The organism is Alteromonas sp. ABH4_456, assembly GCF_056160645.1.
On the sequence record NZ_JBSWXO010000005.1, the window covers coordinates 193,149 to 211,079 of the forward strand.

14 protein-coding genes are annotated in these 17,931 nt (G+C 48.7%); 3 read left to right on the forward strand and 11 right to left on the reverse strand.

Going from position 1 to position 17,931, the window contains the following annotated elements:
* Positions 1-41 precede the first annotated feature (41 nt).
* The 7 genes from ACXAG2_RS10155 to ACXAG2_RS10185 all read right to left on the reverse strand — a co-directional run bounded on the left by ACXAG2_RS10155 (position 42) and on the right by ACXAG2_RS10185 (position 8,520).
* Positions 42-1,352, reverse strand: coding sequence for an NtaA/DmoA family FMN-dependent monooxygenase (locus tag ACXAG2_RS10155; RefSeq protein ID WP_474866576.1), 1,311 nt, complete (start codon positions 1,350-1,352; stop codon positions 42-44).
* Between the two features lie 12 nt (positions 1,353-1,364).
* On the reverse strand, positions 1,365-2,171 hold the full coding sequence (locus ACXAG2_RS10160; RefSeq protein WP_474866578.1) for an ABC transporter ATP-binding protein: 807 nt from the start codon (positions 2,169-2,171) through the stop codon (positions 1,365-1,367).
* Positions 2,155-3,207: a FecCD family ABC transporter permease gene (locus ACXAG2_RS10165; protein ID WP_474866580.1), complete on the reverse strand. Its 1,053-nt coding sequence runs from the start codon at positions 3,205-3,207 to the stop codon at positions 2,155-2,157. The genes ACXAG2_RS10160 and ACXAG2_RS10165 overlap by 17 nt, the downstream gene beginning before the upstream one ends.
* Positions 3,204-4,205 (reverse strand): FecCD family ABC transporter permease, encoded by a 1,002-nt coding sequence (locus ACXAG2_RS10170; RefSeq protein WP_474866583.1) that lies wholly within the window; start codon positions 4,203-4,205, stop codon positions 3,204-3,206. Before ACXAG2_RS10170 ends, ACXAG2_RS10165 begins: the two co-directional genes overlap by 4 nt.
* Positions 4,202-5,167 carry a Fe2+-enterobactin ABC transporter substrate-binding protein gene (gene fepB, locus ACXAG2_RS10175; protein ID WP_474866585.1) on the reverse strand — a complete coding sequence of 322 codons (966 nt, stop codon included), beginning with the start codon at positions 5,165-5,167 and terminating at the stop codon, positions 4,202-4,204. The genes ACXAG2_RS10170 and fepB overlap by 4 nt, the downstream gene beginning before the upstream one ends.
* A 75-nt stretch (positions 5,168-5,242) precedes the next feature.
* The gene (locus ACXAG2_RS10180; protein WP_474866588.1) at positions 5,243-7,288 is read right to left on the reverse strand and encodes a TonB-dependent receptor; all 2,046 of its coding nucleotides are present in this window, start codon (positions 7,286-7,288) and stop codon (positions 5,243-5,245) included.
* A 296-nt stretch (positions 7,289-7,584) separates the two neighbouring features.
* A complete protein-coding gene (locus ACXAG2_RS10185; protein WP_474866590.1) occupies positions 7,585-8,520 on the reverse strand; it encodes a helix-turn-helix transcriptional regulator in 936 nt (311 codons plus the stop codon).
* Positions 8,521-8,677: 157 nt separating this feature from the next.
* Between ACXAG2_RS10185 and ACXAG2_RS10190 the strand changes: the two genes are divergently transcribed.
* Positions 8,678-9,562 carry a dienelactone hydrolase family protein gene (locus ACXAG2_RS10190; RefSeq protein WP_474866592.1) on the forward strand — a complete coding sequence of 295 codons (885 nt, stop codon included), beginning with the start codon at positions 8,678-8,680 and terminating at the stop codon, positions 9,560-9,562.
* An 88-nt stretch (positions 9,563-9,650) separates the two neighbouring features.
* Here the strand turns inward: ACXAG2_RS10190 and ACXAG2_RS10195 are convergent, their stop codons facing one another.
* From ACXAG2_RS10195 to ACXAG2_RS10210, 4 genes are all read right to left on the reverse strand, one after another.
* Positions 9,651-11,948: a FepA family TonB-dependent siderophore receptor gene (locus ACXAG2_RS10195; RefSeq protein ID WP_474866594.1), complete on the reverse strand. Its 2,298-nt coding sequence runs from the start codon at positions 11,946-11,948 to the stop codon at positions 9,651-9,653.
* Between the two features lie 250 nt (positions 11,949-12,198).
* A complete protein-coding gene (locus tag ACXAG2_RS10200; RefSeq protein ID WP_474866597.1) occupies positions 12,199-12,453 on the reverse strand; it encodes a type B 50S ribosomal protein L31 in 255 nt (84 codons plus the stop codon).
* Positions 12,454-12,530: 77 nt separating this feature from the next.
* Positions 12,531-13,118, reverse strand: coding sequence for a hypothetical protein (locus ACXAG2_RS10205; RefSeq protein ID WP_474866600.1), 588 nt, complete (start codon positions 13,116-13,118; stop codon positions 12,531-12,533).
* 317 nt (positions 13,119-13,435) lie between these two features.
* Positions 13,436-14,278, reverse strand: coding sequence for a class I SAM-dependent methyltransferase (locus tag ACXAG2_RS10210; protein ID WP_474866603.1), 843 nt, complete (start codon positions 14,276-14,278; stop codon positions 13,436-13,438).
* 123 nt (positions 14,279-14,401) lie between these two features.
* On the opposite strand from ACXAG2_RS10210, the gene ACXAG2_RS10215 reads away from it, so the two are divergent.
* Both ACXAG2_RS10215 and ACXAG2_RS10220 read left to right on the forward strand, forming a co-directional pair.
* Positions 14,402-15,337: an AraC family transcriptional regulator gene (locus ACXAG2_RS10215; protein WP_474866606.1), complete on the forward strand. Its 936-nt coding sequence runs from the start codon at positions 14,402-14,404 to the stop codon at positions 15,335-15,337.
* A 68-nt stretch (positions 15,338-15,405) separates the two neighbouring features.
* Positions 15,406-17,568: a TonB-dependent receptor gene (locus ACXAG2_RS10220; protein WP_474866609.1), complete on the forward strand. Its 2,163-nt coding sequence runs from the start codon at positions 15,406-15,408 to the stop codon at positions 17,566-17,568.
* Positions 17,569-17,931: the final 363 nt, after the last annotated feature.

The following is a 17,931-nucleotide window of genomic DNA, read 5'->3' on the forward strand; positions in this document are numbered from 1 at the left end:
AATTCCTTATATTTTGAAAGGTAGCAGATAAGCCGTTTTACTTATGATGCCGGCGACAGATGACCGGCAAATGTACTGTCATGGTATTGTAATTTTGCCAGTCCCTTTTTCTGCAATGCAGGCATGAGTTCATTACACACTCTTTCAAAGCACTCCCTGCTTCCGCCCGGCAATGCGATGAAGCCATCAATGGCTCCGCTGTTGAACCATGTTTCAATTTCATCTGCAGCCTGCTGCGCTGTACCGATGATGATCCAGTGACCTGAGCCTGCTACTTCAGGCCTTGCCATAAGTGCTTCGAGTGTAACCGGCCCGTTTTTTACCACGTTGCGGATTAGCTCACTGTGAGTTTTGCTTCTTACCTGTCTCACGGGTTGCAATACGGACTCATCCAGAACCGTCATACTGAGGAGTTCACCGACCTCTAAACCCAACGAAGAGGCCACCAGCTGATGGTGGCGGTGGGTGAGCGTGTTGTCCCTGGTTTCGCGAAACAGCTTCAGCGCTTCTTCGTATGAACCGGCAAGAAACAGCGATAACCCCGGCAAAATCCGGATGTCATCAGCCTGTCTTCCTGACTCCTCAGCCCGCTGTCGTAGATCTGTCCGTAACGCTTTCGCACTGGTCATATCCGGCGTTGCAGCAAATACTCCCCTGGCGATTTTAGCGGCGAAATTTTTCCCGGTTTCCGATGCCCCGGCCTGAAATAAGGGCACGTCTCCGGCACTGTGGCCACTTAGCGTCAGAGGACCTTTGCATGCCAACTGTTTACCCTCAAAATTGATTGCCTTAATTTGCGATGGTTCGGCATAGCGCCCTGCTTCTTTATCATGGAGCAGCGCCCGGGGCGGAAAGCTGTGCCATAACTGCTGCACCGCTGATACAAATTCATCCGCTCTTTCATACCGGCTTTCTGTACCGGGCATAGCCGGCAGACCAAAGTTCTCGTGTCCGTCCAGTGCGGTAACCACGTTCCACCCTGCCCGCCCGCCGCTGATATGATGTAACGACTGGAGTTGCCGGGCGATCACATAGGGAGAATGAAATGTTGTCGATGCCGTGGTCAGCAAACCAATTTTTGATGTGCCCATAGCTACTGCGGTGAGCAGAATAGTCGGATCCAGTCCGCTAAAGCCCACCGAGCTGGCCAGCGCTGACGGGTCAATAAACAAAGAGTCCGGCCTGAAGACAAAGTCCATGCAGGCAGACTCGGCGAGTTGCGCCAGCCCAGTGTAATAAAGCGGGTCATACAGCCTTTCCACTTCACTGTCTGGCCTGCGCCAGGCATTGCCTGACATCCAGGTAACGGCCAGTGACATACCGGTGAGTAAAGTCCTGTTGTGACGGGTCATGCGGGCATCCTTTTAGCGGGGTAAAATTAAAGGGGAATGATGAACGGGATCTTCCATCACAAGCGCATCTATGCCGAACAATAGCTGCATGTTGCCTGACGTACATACTGATGAAGGTGCGCCGCTTGCCACTATCTCCCCGTCCTTCATGGCAACGATGTGATGGGCATACCGGGCCGCAAGATTGATGTCATGCAGCACCATTACGATGGTTGTGCCATCTTCCCGGTTGCGCTTTTCGCACACATTCAGCACGTCGATTTGATGACCGATATCTAAAAATGTTGTGGGTTCATCAAGCAAAATCAGCGGCGTTTGTTGGGCCAGTACCAGTCCGATCCAGGCGCGTTGACGCTGACCGCCGGACAAAGTTGCGATTTCCCGGCCTGCCAGGTCACTCAATCCGGTTTGCAAAAGTGCATCATTAACGGCTTTTTCATCCTCTTCATGCCACTGACTGAAGAGTGTTTGCCAGGCATACCGTCCCCGTGAAATCAGCCCTTTTACCGTCATGCTCTCAGGGGAAACATTGGTTTGTGGTAATAAACTCAGTTGTTTTGCACGGTTTTTCGGAGTGAAGGATGACAGCGGCTGCCCCTGCAACGAAACCTCACCGGAAGAAGGCCGGTAAAGGCCCGCAAGCAAGTGTAAAAGCGTTGATTTACCGCATCCGTTTGGCCCTATAATCACACTGATTTTTCCGGCAGGAAACTGCACCGATACATCTCGAATAATGGTGTTTTTCACATAGCTGAAGCTCAGTGATTTTGCAGCAAGCGCTGCCGCGGAAAACGTATGCGGTTCAGGAAGAGTCGACATCAAAACGCCCTTTTTTATGTTGTCTGAGGAGTAGCACAATGAGATACACGCCGCCGAGTATCGCGGTGACCCTGCCTGCCGGTAACTGGCTGGCCAAAGGCAATACGGCGCTTACTCTGTTCGCAGCCAGCAGTAAAACCGCCCCGCAGAGTGAGCTTGTGAATAGCGGTAAGGAAAGACCGGTAAGCGCCCTGGCAATATGGGGCGCACCTAAGGCAATAAACGCCATCGGGCCGGCGGCAGCGGTAGCCATAGAAACCATCAGCACAGAAATAGCCAGACCGGCATGACGGCTTAGTTGCACGTTAACTCCTAAGCCAAATGCCACCGCATCGCCCATTTCAGTTAAACGCAAAGATTTCGCCAGCAACATCAACACCGGCAAGCCAGTGAAAAGCCCGGCCATAGCGGTGAATACATGTCCCCATTGCCTGCCTTCCAGACTGCCCAGCAGCCACAAATTGGCCAGCATCGCGTTATCAATATCTCCTTTTACCAGCAATAATCCGGTAAACGCGGTAAGCGTTGCACCTGTGCCAATGCCCACTAAAACAAGCCTTCCCGTTTGCAGAACCCGTCCTTTAATGGCGAAAAGATAAATCACCAGCGCAGTAAAACAGCCTCCCAGAAAAGCAAAGCTCGCTACACCGGCGGGTGACTGATTGATAAACACCAGGTGGTAAACTGCCCCTGTCGCAGCACCGGACGTAAAGCCTAAAATATCAGGAGAGCCTAAGGGGTTTCGTGAAACAGACTGAAAGACCGCACCGGCAGCTCCCAGGCAGCCACCGACGCCCAGGGCGGTAAGGACAACGGGTAACCTGATATCGATAAGAATTTTAGCGGGCAAAGGCGCGAGACCATTGCCAGCCAACCACCCCGTTACATCCTGCCATGTGAGCAGATTGCTGCCAGACATCAGGCCATGAAGACAAAGAGCTGCGAGTATGAAGATCAGCAGACACTGCACCAGCAGAACACGCGGGTAAACGAAGAAAGAGAATGTTCCGGCGCGCAGTAAAAACGGGGCCGTCACGACGTTGCCCCCCGCTCATTTCTGGCAAGTGCAATAAATACCGGACCGCCAAGAATAGCCATCATGATGCCGGTACTGACCTCGCCCGGTGCAGCCACAACACGGCCCGACACATCCGCGAGCAACAACACTTCACCGCCAATAACCGCACATAGCAATAACTGCCGCCGGTGGGTAACAGGTGCAATACAGCGGCACAAAAAAGGGACAACTAAGCCGGTAAAGAGTATCGGGCCCGCCGCCGCTGTAGACGCGCCGGCCAGTAACGTGATGACCGTCAAGCAGCCACGGCTGAGCCACTTTTCATTTACGCCTAATGCCGTCGCCAGATGGTTACCTAGCATAAGCACATCAATGCCGGGAGCAATATACAAAGCCAGCACAAGTGCCACCAGCCAGCACCCCATTAACGGCCAGAGTACATCAAACCCTTTGCCTGCCGTTGCCCCTACCATCCAGTGCCGGTATTGCTCAAACACGGAGAGATCGGCAGACGCAATCACTAACTGCCCTGCCGCCAGGCACACTGCCGAGAACGCCACGCCGGCCAGTACTAATTTGTCCTGCGAAAAACGATGCGGACCGGTCCCCAGCTTTACCACCAGCAAAGAGCAAAGCGCAGCCCCCGCCGCACCGGCAAGCATTTTGACGAATGCCGTTTCAGCCCCGAAAAATGCAATAGCGACAACAACAGCCAGACTCGCGCCGGCATTAACACCTAACAGACCCGGTTCAGCAATGGGATTTCGTGTCATGCTTTGCATGATGAGTCCGGCAATAGCCAGCGCACTGCCACAAAAGAAAGTGACGAGCGTGCGGGGAACACGTAATTCCCGTACCAGCAAATGCGCAGTGTTTGCTGCATCGAACTGAGTAAATGCCGATATTGTTTCATGCAGTGGCAGCACCTCCGGGCCAATGGCGACACTGGCAAAAAGCAGCACTGCAAGCACAATAATCAAACATGGTAAATCAAAGTGCCGCGAATACACCTTCATGGGGAAGAAAACAGCTTTGCAATGATATCCACCGTCTCAGTGGCGCTGTAAAAGTCCATGCGGAATGAGTTTTCTCCCATACCCCACACTTGTTTGTTTTTCACCGCCGGTAAATTTTGTAATACCGGGTCATTGAGGAGTCCGTTTACATCATCTACGCGCCGACGTAGTAAAAAAACAGAGGCTGCGTTCAATCTGATAAGTTGCTCATACTCGCTGCGGATAAAATCGCCCGCATCTTCGGGGCTACCCTTCATGATGCCAGGTGGTGTAACAACATCGAATCCAAGCGCCCGTAATAACTTACCGTGGGTACCGGTTGCCGTACCAACAGGATTGATAATGCCGGGCCCGTTGTAACTGACAATATTCACCTTTCCCTCTGGCAGATGAATATGCTGACGAACGTTTTCAACATACTGATTAAATGATGTAATACGTTGCTGCGCGGATTGCTCAAGCCCCAGAGCCCGGCCTAATGTTGTTGCCAGACCCTGCCAGTCAGTCACGGCATAATCCACAATGAGCACCGGTGCGATGGCACGAAGCATCTCCACATGGGCCATGGCCGAATCGGCGCCTCCTGCAGAGACAATGATGAGGTCGGGCCGGACGGCATAAGCAGCCTCCAGGTTGATACGCCCTGCTGGCCATACATTGGTGACCTCTTTTGCTTTCGCCACCTCCTGCCACTGCGCAAAATAGGCATTGGTTGTCGCCGATGCACTGGCGACAACCGGCGCATCAATCGCCAGCAATGTACCGGTAACGGTTACTGAGGTAGACAAAATCCTTTCAGGCCTGGCGGGAATAACAACCCGGCTTCCATCACTGTTTACCAGCGTCTTTGGCCAGGCATCAGCTTGCTCCGCGCCGGCATAAACGGAGCAGGCGTAAACAACGCTTAACCATAAGCAGGTTATGTACACAAAGCGTCGCCGCCAGTGCTGCATTTTTATCATGATCATTTCCGGAGAAAGTACGGTTTACAACACATAAAAAAATGCATGAGCCCGAAAGGCTCACGCATCAGAGGTTTAAAAACGATAAGTGACCGATACACCCACATTGCGGGGATCAGCAATAGAAGCAAAGCCGGCAGGATAACGGGCACTTACCGGTTCCTGGCTAACCAGCGCTGTCTCATCGAAAAGGTTGTCAATGTAAGCAGTAATGAGCCAGTTATCTGCGGTGTAATTAGCGTTAACTCTTACCAGCGTGTAATCGCCGGCAACGCGCTCTGCTGTATTGGTGAAATCACCATAGTACTCACCGATATAGCGGGCGGTGGCACCTGTACTCCACTTATCATTAAACCAGTATGTGGCGCCTAAGGTCGCATTAAACTCAGGGGCGTTATTTAACTCGTTGCCTTTCACCGCGGCATAACTTTCACCGGGGTCTTTAATGTCTGACTGCAACAAACCAATCCCGGCATTCAGTTCCAGATCTTCAGTAAGTAAAGTATGAAGCTCAAATTCTGCACCGTAAGTAACAACCTGAGGAAGGTTCTCAATCACCCGCGACGAGCTTACAGCCTGATACCCGTCGTAGTCGTTGTAGAATACATTAGCGCTGAAATACCCTTTCCCGTCAGCAAACTGAGTGCGGCTGCCCAGCTCGAAGGTATTCACTTTTTCATCGTCGAAATAATAGTATTCCTGCGCCGTGAAATTCAGTGCGCCGCCGGCTGCGTTATAGCCTTTACGGGCACTGGCAGAAACGGTGGTGGCATCAGTCCAGGCATACTGCAGTGCGACTTTGGGCAGGAATATATTTGTGTCCTGGTCGAGAATGGCGTCGATTGCACCGTAAACAAAATGCCTGTCCTGGGTTTCACGCTCTAAACGGGCGCCGGTGATCAGCGAAAACTTGTCGTTCAGCGGGAAGGTAGCTTCACCGTAAACAGCCACAGAGTCACTTGCATCATCACCGGTGTAGGCAGCAGAACCGGTGCTGAGTATGTCCTGATCTCTGTCAAAATAGTACACACCAACAAAGCCACTGATACCCTTTCTGCCAGACACGTAGTTCATCTTCGCATCAACAGTAATATTGGATTCATCAAACCCGAGCTGCTGTTCAGCCTCGGGGGTAGCCTCGTAACTGTCGAAGCCCCACTGGTAATCCATGTAGGACACCAGCATGTCGAAAGACCAGTTGTCATTGATGGTGTAGTCAGTATAAAGCGTCGTAGTAGACGCTTCAGTCTCGATATCACGGAAGTAGATGCGCTCACGGTCATCTAAATTTTCCAGCGCATAAAAAATCCGGCCGGTATCTCCCGCTTCATCATTGTAAGTGTGAGTGAGCATGAAGCTTAAGTCATCTGAGGGCGTCCACAGTAACTTACCGCGAATACGGGTGGTTTTGATTTTATCCAGATCATAGTCCGGCGGATTAGTATCGTAGCCAGTGTCATCAGTAATGGTATCGGCATCGAGATGCTGCACACTCAGGCGGAACGCAAGGGTATCTTCAACCAGCGGGCCCGAAATAACACCGGATGTATCAATGTATTGATCCTGGTTACGGTAGCCGACGCGGGCAGCCCCTTCCCAGTCTTGTGAAGGATCTTTGGTTTTGATGAACACAGAACCACCGATACTGTTCCGGCCGTTACTGGTAGATTGGGGACCGCGATAGACTTCAATTTGCTGCAGATCCCACATACCGCTGTCGCCGCCTAAATCGGCAACGAAGGGTTGCGCTACGCCGTCAATTAACGTCATCACACGGCCTTTTGCACCGCCGGCGATAGAATTGAAGCCTCCGGCTGCACCGTTACCGGACACACCGCGAATATCCGGCAGGCCGCCTGTAGGGATAACCACATTGGCAATTTCAGACAATGCGTCCGATACCGATTTGTACTGCGTATCGTTTAATGCATCTTCAGAAATAACTGACACAGAAGAGGTGGCATCTTTCAGGCTGCGGTTGGCTTTTTCACCAATAACGACAATTTTCTCAATGTCCTTTGCATCCCTGTCCGGAGCCTGATTTTCCTGTGCAGAGACAGCACTGGCGATATTTAATGCCATGGCAAGCAGTGATACTTTGAATACGGGTTCGCGCTTCATAACAACTTAGTCCTTGATTTGAATGTGTGATTAGAGTCATCAGGGACCATGAAGAGAAATTCGTCGTAAAAACTGCGCAGCACAATGTCTCAAAAGCAAGGGTGTCATATGCAAGGCATTAGCCTGTGCCCGCCTGAATGATGACGACATGTTGTAATTATTGTTATGCGGATATACGACAGTACGGTGAACAACTCAACGTTCATGATCGACCGTTTTGATAACGATTCTCATTATCTTTAATGCAGGCCGTGTCGCTTTACTTAAAACGGCATTTTGTTTTGTTGAAACCGCATTTACGGTTGCATGACAAGGGGAGCAGTATGTCGGGTTCTGGCCTGAGACGGCGTCATACCAAATTGCTTTTTAAATGCAGTACAAAAACTGGCGCTGCACCCGTAACCCACATCCATTGCGATACTGGTGATCGGCTGTGAACCGGTAAGCAGCTTCTTCATGCCAAGTTCAAGTCTGGCGCTGTGGATGCAATCAAATACCGTTTCGCCAAAAAAGACTTTGAATTTGCGTTGTAACGTACTGGGGGTGGTGCTCATGTGACCGGCTAAATAGTCGATGGTTAATGCACTGGCTGCGTGGGAGATAATCCATTCACGAAATAGCATCCACTTTTCAGGTACAGGCGTTTGCACGCAGGAAAAGCGCTCCTGATGTTCTGCGTTCACTTTATGGCACTGACCAAATGCTTCAAGAAGCAGTGACAGTGCCCTGCTTTCACGCACAATACCGCCCAGCTCCGGTGGCCTTTCAGAGATATCGAGCATTTCCTCTGCCATCATTAAACTGGAAGCAGACGCCTGCCATGCTGCCACATCCAGATGCCGCCAGCGTTTATTCAACAAACGCTCTTCCTGCACGCTGGAAAACGTGTGCGTTAACCATTCCCCGGAAACACCAATACTCAAACGACGGCAATAGTTACCGGCAATTGCATGACGGGAAAACGATTCTGTAGTTTCCAGAGAAACCAGTGCCATGTTGGGGCCGGGTTCAGCGTCACTGCCTCTCCCGAGCATAAGCGTTTTATGCCCGAACCGTATTTCAAGATAGCCGTCGAGAACTAAAATCAAACGAAAACGGTCATGCACTTCACCGTGCCAGTGGCGGGTTTCCTTATCAGTGGTATCACCAAAATGAAAATTAAGGCCGGGCCGCAAACACACATCCCGAGGGGGATGATTGACGTGCCAGGGGATTAATGAATTATCGGGCACCTTTCGACCTTGAAGTAATAACCGTTCCTTATCCAAATGATAACAAAACTCATTTGCACCGCAACTATTTACCGTGTTGAATGAACCCAAACCGGCATATTCATAGTATGCTCGTTAAGCAATGTGTCACCCCTTACCCCGAACAAGGATAAAAACAATGTGCGACAACCATACAGAATCCGACATTCACGATTTTAAGAAAAACGGCGGGCAATTAAACCGTCGTGACTTCAGTAAACTCGTAGGATTAGGCGCTTTGTCTTCCGCCTTTCCTCAATTTGCCATGGCCTCCGGCGAGGTACAAACACAGCAGGTAATGGTGAACACACCTGATGGCGTGGCCGACTGTTTGCTGGCGAGCCCGAAAAGCGGCAAACATCCTGCGGTGGTAATGTGGCCGGACATTATGGGTCGCCGCGCGTCATACGATTTAATGGGTCAGCGCCTGGCTGCCGCCGGATATGCTGTGCTGGTGGTAAACCCCTTCTACCGGGATGTAAAAGGTGCAGCCCTGCCCGACGGCATCAGTTTTCCGGCACCGGAAGCCCGCGAAATTTTGGGACCCATGCGCGCTAAACTCACGCCGGATAATACCAACTCTGACAACCGCGCCTTTTTCGACTTTTTAAACGAACAGTCTGTGGTGGATGCAAGCGCACCAAAAGGCGTGCTGGGTTATTGCATGAGCGGCACCTTTACTATGTACGCTGCCGCCGCTTTCCCTGAAGAAGTGGGCGCGATTGCTACCTTCCACGGCGGCGGTCTGGCCACGAAAGAAGACGACAGTCCCCATTTCACCGTTGCTGACTCAAAAGCACTGGCATTACACGCCATCGCAGAAAATGACGCCCAACGCAGTCCGGAGATGGAACCTTTACTCCTTGAAGCTTATAAAGAAGCGGATTTGCAGGCAGACATTGCGGTGTATCCCGGTACGCTGCACGGCTGGACACCACCGGATTCAAAGGTGTACAACGAAGAACAGGCCGATGCTGCCTGGAACAGAATGCTGAAGATCCTGGATAAAGGCCTTCACGCCTGAGGAAGGAATATGCCCAAAGGATGAGAGGCTATTAAAAAACAAAAAGCCGGCTGTTTTGATGAACAGCCGGCTTTTTTACAGCTGATTATCAGAACGTGTAGTTCGCCGACACCAGGTAGCTGCGACCGGGCTCGTTAAAGGTATTTGCACCGGCACTGGAAGCCTGTGTACCTTCACGGCGGACTTCAGTATTAATGAAGTTCTTCACCGACAGGTTGAAGCTCAGGTTATCATTAAACTGATAAACCGCATTCAGGTTAGCAATGGTATAGGCATCGCGATCTTCACCGGTAATTGCCTGACCTGAAGTCTGGCTCAGTTCCGGACTTTCAGTTTTACCATAGTGCTGACCACTCAGTACAAGCTGGATTTGCTCTGTTGCCTGCCAGGTCAGCATGGCATTAACTGTGTAGTCCGGCACGATAGACAGCGGAATGCCGGTTTCTTTGTCTTTCGTTTCCAGCATAACAGTAAGGTTTGTCGACCACTGAATACTGTCAGTCAGGTTAAACTGCAGGTTACCTTCCAGACCACGTATTACGGCTTCAGGAATGTTGTACCACTGGAAAACCTGAACATTGGCTTCACCACCCTCTTCACTTGGCAGGATGTATTCCGGTGCCACGTTACCGGTACCGATGCGATTCTTGTAATCGTTGTGGAAGTAAGTGATACCGGCGTTAACACCTTCGTCGTTGGTATAGTTAATACCAATTTCTTTGTTCACTGAGGTTTCGTGTTCAAGATCAGGGTTACCGATAATGTGACAGCCGCCCCCCAGGCTTGAGAAGTCCAGCGGACAGCCATTACCACGGGTGTAATACACGTAGTTAGGGTTCAGCTGATAGAGGTTAGGGGCTTTAAACGCACGGCTGATACCACCCTGTACAACAATATTCTTTGTTGCCTGCCAGGATGCATTCAGGCTGGGCGATAAATTGGTGCCGGCTTCGCTGTGATTGTCAAAACGGATACCCGGTGTAACTGTCACGGAATCAGAAAGCAAAATGTTATCTTCCACATACACACCAATCAGTGTGGCATCGGTTTCAGACGGACGGCTTTCAGGATCGGCAGTAGCCCCGGGAATTTCGCTCTCATCAGCCACGTTTAAAGTAAGCTGATTACTCACTGCATCATCCAGCGTTTCGCCGCGGAATTCTGCACCGAATGTTGCCGTTTGTGCAAAACCTCCCAGCTCTAATGGCACGTTCCATTCCGTTTTAGCGGTAATGTTAGACAACTTGATCGTGGTTTTCTCAAGGCTGTTGATAGCACCTTCACCACCACCGGCAGAACCTTCACCTAAGCGACTGTTTGTTGTACCTTCGTACTGAATATAGCTGAACGAGTCACCGAAATCGTACTGACCCGTGTGGGTAACACCCAGCGTGCGGCGGTACATCACCAGGGTTTCTTCCCCAATCAGTGCCAGCGCATCGGTTTCGCCAAGTTCATCTTCCGTAGGGATAATCGGGTTGTCGTTTTCGTCTACGCCGTAGCGGATCCCCTGGAAGGCGTTATCACCGGCATATTCATTACCCTGGCGGCTGAAAGCACCTTCGAAATCCCAACGGTGTTCTTTACTTTGCTGGAAACGAACCAGTGTACGGAAATCCATATTCTCCACACCTTCACGACCTGCACCAACCGCTTTGGCCGCGCCGCCACGACCTACGTTTGTGTCGGTGACTTCAAGGTTCAGTTGCGGATCATCCGCTTCCTGTTTGTTGTAGTTAACAATGGTGCGGTGAGAGAAGCGGTCTGACAAAGGCGCGCTGCTGACTACGTTGATACGGTAATTACCGCCTTCATATTCATTTTGCGGAATTTCCGTTTGCAAAGACACGGTGGTTGACGCCACATCAGGGGATTTGGTGATGATATTAATCACACCACCCGATGCACCTGAGCCATATCGGGCAGCAGCCGGACCACGAATAACTTCGATACTCTCAATGGCTTCCGGCGGCACCCAGTTACTGTCACCACGGGTGTTCCGCTCCCCCGAGCGTCCCATTTTTACTGAGTTACGTGACAACACCGGCTTACCGTCAATCAGGATCAATGTATTCTCGGGTCCCATCCCGCGAATATCAATCTGACGCTTATTGCCGTACTGACCTGAAGATGAGTTACCGGTCAGGTTAATACCCGGCATGGTACGTACGATTTCTGAAATATCATTGGTGACCGGACGGCGCTTGAAGTCTTCTTCTGTGATAACGGATACACCCTGCGCCTGCTTCAGTTCCTCTGCAGCGGCTTTTACAACGGTGACATCCAGCGTTTCCGGCTCATCCTGTGCGAAGGCTGAAAGTGAAAAAAGAGAAGTGATAGCAGCGGACACAGCTGTGCACACAAACTTCCGGTTTGTTTTAAACATGCGAGATTCCTATTTAAGTATGGTCTTTTTTACAAATAATAATTATTCTTATTATTTTTATTGAACGCATTATACTTAAGTAGAGTGCTATGACTACCCGTCAGAAAAAAATTTTCACCGGTGATAGTGATTTAAGGGATTACGGGATGTAATCCGGTAATTTTCAGGAAGGATGACGGGAAAGTGGGGAACATTGATTTGCTCCCCCCGGAAATCAAGTTGAAGGTTTGCTTGTAAATTCGTCCCGGGATCAGGACTTTTTACCCAGCTTACCGAAACGGCTCTGGAATTTAGCGATTCGGCCTTCACTTTTCGATGCTCTTTGTTTACCAGTGTAAACTGGGTGAGATGCACTCGAAATATCCAGCGGGACATAGGGATAGGTTGCTCCCTCGTATTCTATAGTTCGCTTAGTTTGTATAGTTGAGCCAACCAGAAAGTAGGCGTCAGCGGACACGTCGTGAAATACCACTTGCTGATAATCGGGATGTATATCGGGTTTCATAATAAACTCCATCAATGAGAATTGTTATACTATAACATCTCATACAAAGAGAAACCATTCTCATTTGCATTGGAGATTTATCTGATAGCGGTTTTTAATGCCGAGCGGTAGTTGATTAATGTCGTCCGGCAGGCGTGTGCCACTGCCCCTTCCTCTTTACCCTTCAGTTTCAGTAAGTCGATAAGGTCAAACAGCGAGCTTTGTTGCTGCCTGCTATTTTTCTGTAACACATAAAAGAAGCGCCGGCTTTTACTGATTACTGCGCCGATAAACTTATCCATTCGCCGCTGTTCACCTTCGTACACATCAGTAATAAGCTGGCTCGCCATTAACCTCCCGATACAATCGGCGGCAGAACAGTCTTGTTTATTACATTCCGACACCCAGGGGCAACAGGCGCATAAATCCCGAATATCTGCCCGCAAGCAATGCATAACAGGTAACTTACGATCTGACTCCAGCCATGCTGACAGCTCTTTGGGCACAGGTGTTGCTGCAAGGTCCATCAAAAACTGATAGTGATGAAGCAAAAGCGCACCGACCCGTGATTTGTTGTAGAACACTTTTTCTGTTTTGAGAAATTGCCTGAAGGTGGAAATTTCACCGGCCGATGCACTGCAGATCCGTTGAGATCTTGCATCGTCGTATAATAAAACGAGCGCCATGACTTTCTCCGTTTACCACGTAAAGCGCCTGGATGTTTGACTGGTTTGCGGTGGCTTACTCTGTTTCAGAGCGGCCCAAAAAACGAACCAGTAAACCACATGATGCAGCTGTGCCCGCAGACAACAGCAAAAAGATAATTGCTTCCATCGTTCGACTCCCACTGAATGTTAAGGTTATGCGGCAAGAAAACAGGCCCCTGTACCGGGGCAAATGCCTGAAGTGTGATCATTATTGTTATGATAGGGACAGTTTTAAGATACACCGCAAAAACCAATAACGCAAATGATAATTATTACCAATTGGAAAAAAGATGTGACTAATCGTTTTTTCTACTCATTTGATCCGTCCCTTTTTCCAGTTTGACGATATAAGGCAGCATTTCCCGCAGAAGCGGCAACCTGGATAATAAAGATAAAGTAAATGCCAGCGGATGGTGAATAAATCCATAGGGAATAATATCAATCCGGTTAGCTGACGGAACCCAGTCACTCAGAGTCGAAACGATGTCACAGCGAGATATTCCCCAAGGCATAGGCGGCGCCTTGTAATGCGCTGTACGCCAATAACCGGACATAGTTTTTCTGGAAAAATAGGGCGGAATTGTGTCAAACATGAAAGTGACATTCTCATAGTGCTGATTGATTCGCTTGAGCAATGTCTTTACCTCATTTTCGGAAAAGTACATTAACAAGCCCTGTGCGCTGATGAACACAGGCTGATCACACGGCGTTAGATCGAACCAGTCAGTATCCAGTGCGCTGCATGAGATATAGTGGCAGTTCCCTTCTTCCGGCAAAAACAGTTTTCTCACCGATATTGCTTCTGGCAAATCCACACAAATCCAGTTTGTGCTTTCATTCCCGCACCTTTGAAATTGCGTTTCCAGACCGCAAGCTAACTCAATGACTGTGCCTTTGGGATACCTTTTCAACCAGGGCTTCAGCGCTTCATCAAAAATAAAAGAACGCAATGCGTGAGATCCGTCAGGACGTCCGAAGTGTTTGCTGTAATCAAAGTCTATGCTTTGATAGATTGAAACTGCATCCGGGTCTTTAATAATCCCGTTTTCCCTCAACGCTTCAGTCGCACGGTTGTGTAATGTCCACAACATGGTTTGAGGGATCCCTTGTAATGCCAGTGATTCTTTTAAACTACTCATAGCGTGCTTCCTTCATCTGCAAAGCTCGTCCGGAGAATAAAATAACGACCCACCTTAATGCAAATAAATCTCATTTGCATTAATATACAATTCAGGGATTTTTGAAACCATAAAGGCATCTGAATGGAACGTTTTGACTCATCATTGCAAAAAAGGACCCCGGCTTTAGAAGCGATAAATAACGAAGTAGCCAATGCAAACAGCTACTTCGATAGTTGTGATACATCTCTTGGTCAATTTTGGGTATCAAGGCATGTTCTTGATGAAGACAAGCACTATTTTACGTCTCCTCCTCCCGGTATCCATCTCGGCGCAGGCATCTCAACTCTGAAGACGCGTTACGCGAACCATATTGAGGTAAATTGTAAAGGGCCTGTTTTAACGCTATTAGTCGTTCCAAAAGACAGTGTTGCTCCATTTCAAACGCACATTAAATCCGGAGAGCATTTATCCTGTGGACTCCATATTGATTTTAAAACGCTTTACGATTCCAAAGTTATTACCAATAGTTTGCTGCCACTAATTAGTACTGACAACCTGAGCTTTCATACCTTTGCATCTGCTCATGAACTGATTTACTCACTATGTGGCAGCACTCAATACTGGAACGATCAGAATAGCTTTGACATCGCGATGCAAGCCAGAGCGCTTAACCTCATTGCACTTATTATCAAAGAGCTGAACAATCAAAATGTCCCCAAACCATCACACTTGATGACCAAGCTCGCCAGTGCAAAAACACTCATCAACAAAGAATATTCCAAGCCTCTCACAATAGCCTCTATAGCTACCCACGTGGGAATGAGCACCAGGGCGCTAAGTGGTCACTTTAAAGACGCTTTTGGAATAACAATCAAAGAAGCACTATTCCGCACAAGAATGGAACAGGCACTGCAGTTTCTTCGTGATGGCAGAAGTGTTTCGGAAACGGCTTACCTGGTCGGCTACAGCAACAACCATTTCAGTACCAGATTTAGTAAACACTTCGGCTTCCCTCCCTGCGAATTTTCCATCCAGCTTTTGCCCAAAACAGGAACAACTATGCCAGATCCCGGATGAACTCTGCGTTGATACGGCACCAAAACAGGATTGATAATTATTCGCAGTTAATTAAAAGGAATAATGATGTGTCTAAGTTCATTTTGTTTGGAGTCATTCCCATTGCGCTCTTTAAATCTGTCGCGATCGCTCAGGAGAATCAGAACTACGAGAATATAGTTATAAAGGGAACCAGGCAGCAACAATCGCTGCTTGATACACCTGCTTCTGTCTCGGTCATAGACAAAGAAACTATTCTGCAGAGCGGTATCTCACAACTAAGGGATATCGACGAACTGCTACCGAATGTTTCAATCTCTCAAATCGGTCAGATAGGTGGCAGCTATATTTCTATCCGCGGCATTGAGTCTAACCCTTTTGTTGTTAACCGCGCTGCAGTTTATATTGATGGCATTCCCTATCGCGAGCCAGACAACTTAAACATACGACAAGCTCAACAAATCGAAGTGCTGAAAGGACCTCAATCAGCGTTATATGGCGCGAATGCAGACGCAGGAATAATTGTTATCAATACCGCGACACCATCCAGCGATTTGCAGATTTCTCTTTTCAGCGACGTTGAGCATTTTTCAAACGGCCAGGCTTACAAGGGCGGAGTGACAGTGTCTGGTGAAGTTTTCAGTGACTTTTTCTCTTCGTTGGAAGTCGAGGTACAAAATGGTGACAGTTATGTTAAGAATGAAGGTGCTACAAACAACGAAAAAGGACACATTGATAACTTACGCATCTACAGCAGAAGTCGCATGTTTCTGCCATCAGATCATGGCGAGATTAACATCAATATTATGGTCACTGACAACCAGTCTCCGGGCCTTTACGAACAGGAATTTGCGCCTCTAGATACCACAACTTACAACGAAACCTTCTCTGCCTTGTACAACAATAACAAACTGGCCGGTGAATACACTTTATTACATGATGCTCCCAAAAACACTGACGAAGATGAGTGGAGTGCAGGTGCGTCTTACAAGGGGGATTTCGGGAATTACACGTTAAATGGCACCATTGCCTACCGCGAGGCCAATGAGCTGGGATTTGGTAATGACCTGGATCTCACCTTAGCGCCTTTCGCTGCAGGCGGAAATAAAGTAGAGCGTGATTTTTTAAATGCTGAATTTCAGATATCCGAAGAACTGACAAACGGTGCAACATGGTTTTCCGGAGCGGCGTACTATGAACAACACAGAACGCAAAATTTATTCACCCTGGCTGGTAGCGGTAGTATTTCTGATTATCAGGAAGCCCCCGCACAGTCTTCTTCACTGAAAAACATGGCAGTGTTTGGTTATACCAGGTATCCGCTCACGAATAGCATGAGTTTGCATGCGGGATTACGTTACGAAAATTCGGATGCCCGGGTATCTCAACGGGCCGGTTCGCTGACACTCGGCTCTCTGGCATTGAACTATGCCGAACTTGATGCTGAAAAGAAAAGCGATGTTTGGCTACCTCAGGTAGCACTTTCCTGGCAACCGGATAGCAGCCAAAATATTTATATTTCTGCTTCGAGGGGCTACTTACCCGGCGGGTATAACTTAGTTGCAGCCGACAAAGGGGATGAGATAGCCTCGCAGTACGGGCCCTATGAAAATGAAACACTGTGGTCATATGAAATTGGTTATAAAAACAACATTTCTTCACTGAACTTATTTTTCACCGGCGCATTGTTCTCTATCGATGCTTCATCCTGGCAGGAAGTGAGTTTACTTACCGCCCCGGACGGCACAGTGCTATCTACAGTACTTATCAGTTCAAATGCTGCTATCACAAGCCAGGGAGTAGAAGCTGAACTTATGTGGCAGCCAGATACTCATTTTTCGCTACGTGCTGGTGCTGGCTATACACATTCAGAATATGACAGCAATAATTACTCTGACAGCGTCAGCTACGCCGGAAACAGAGTCAAAATGATTCCGGAATGGGATACTTCACTTACAGCGAAATACGAATGGGACAACGGGTGGTATTTGCGCGCACAGTGGCGCTATCTGGGAAGAACGGCATTAACCACCGACAATGCGATTTTCAGGCCCGGCACGTCATTGCTTGACGCAGCTCTCGGGTACCAAACCAGGGAATGGCAAGTCCGTCTGTTCGTGGAAAACTTAACTGACAGACGGTACGCAGCAGGGCAAGCCTATCAAAATTTCATGTTGGGTTTTGATGAAACTTATTATGCTCCACTCTCTTCTCCCAGAGTAGCTGGTATCGAAGTACAGTGGCAGCTATAACTGCCACTTTTCTGAGGAATGCTCATTATTGTTACAGGAACAGCTGAGGATAAACTGCGACACTAGCCACGAAATAACAATTATTTCTAATTAGAAATTAAAATCATCTTAATTGCTTTATCACATTGATATTTGCCACGAAGTCTCTAATACTAAAGTCGACAATTTGTTCTCAGTAGCATGCCCTGACAAAGACATTTTATTTTTTTACAAGGAGCACTGCGGCTTTGCCCAATGGCGGGCATCAGGCGTGTTTCTGACGATTCCTTTCTTTGTCTGTCAAAAATGTTGTTAATCCGTCACCGGAACTCGCTGTTTTTCGCAGTCTTACTATACTTTGCTTAAAAATCCATCAAGCAAATC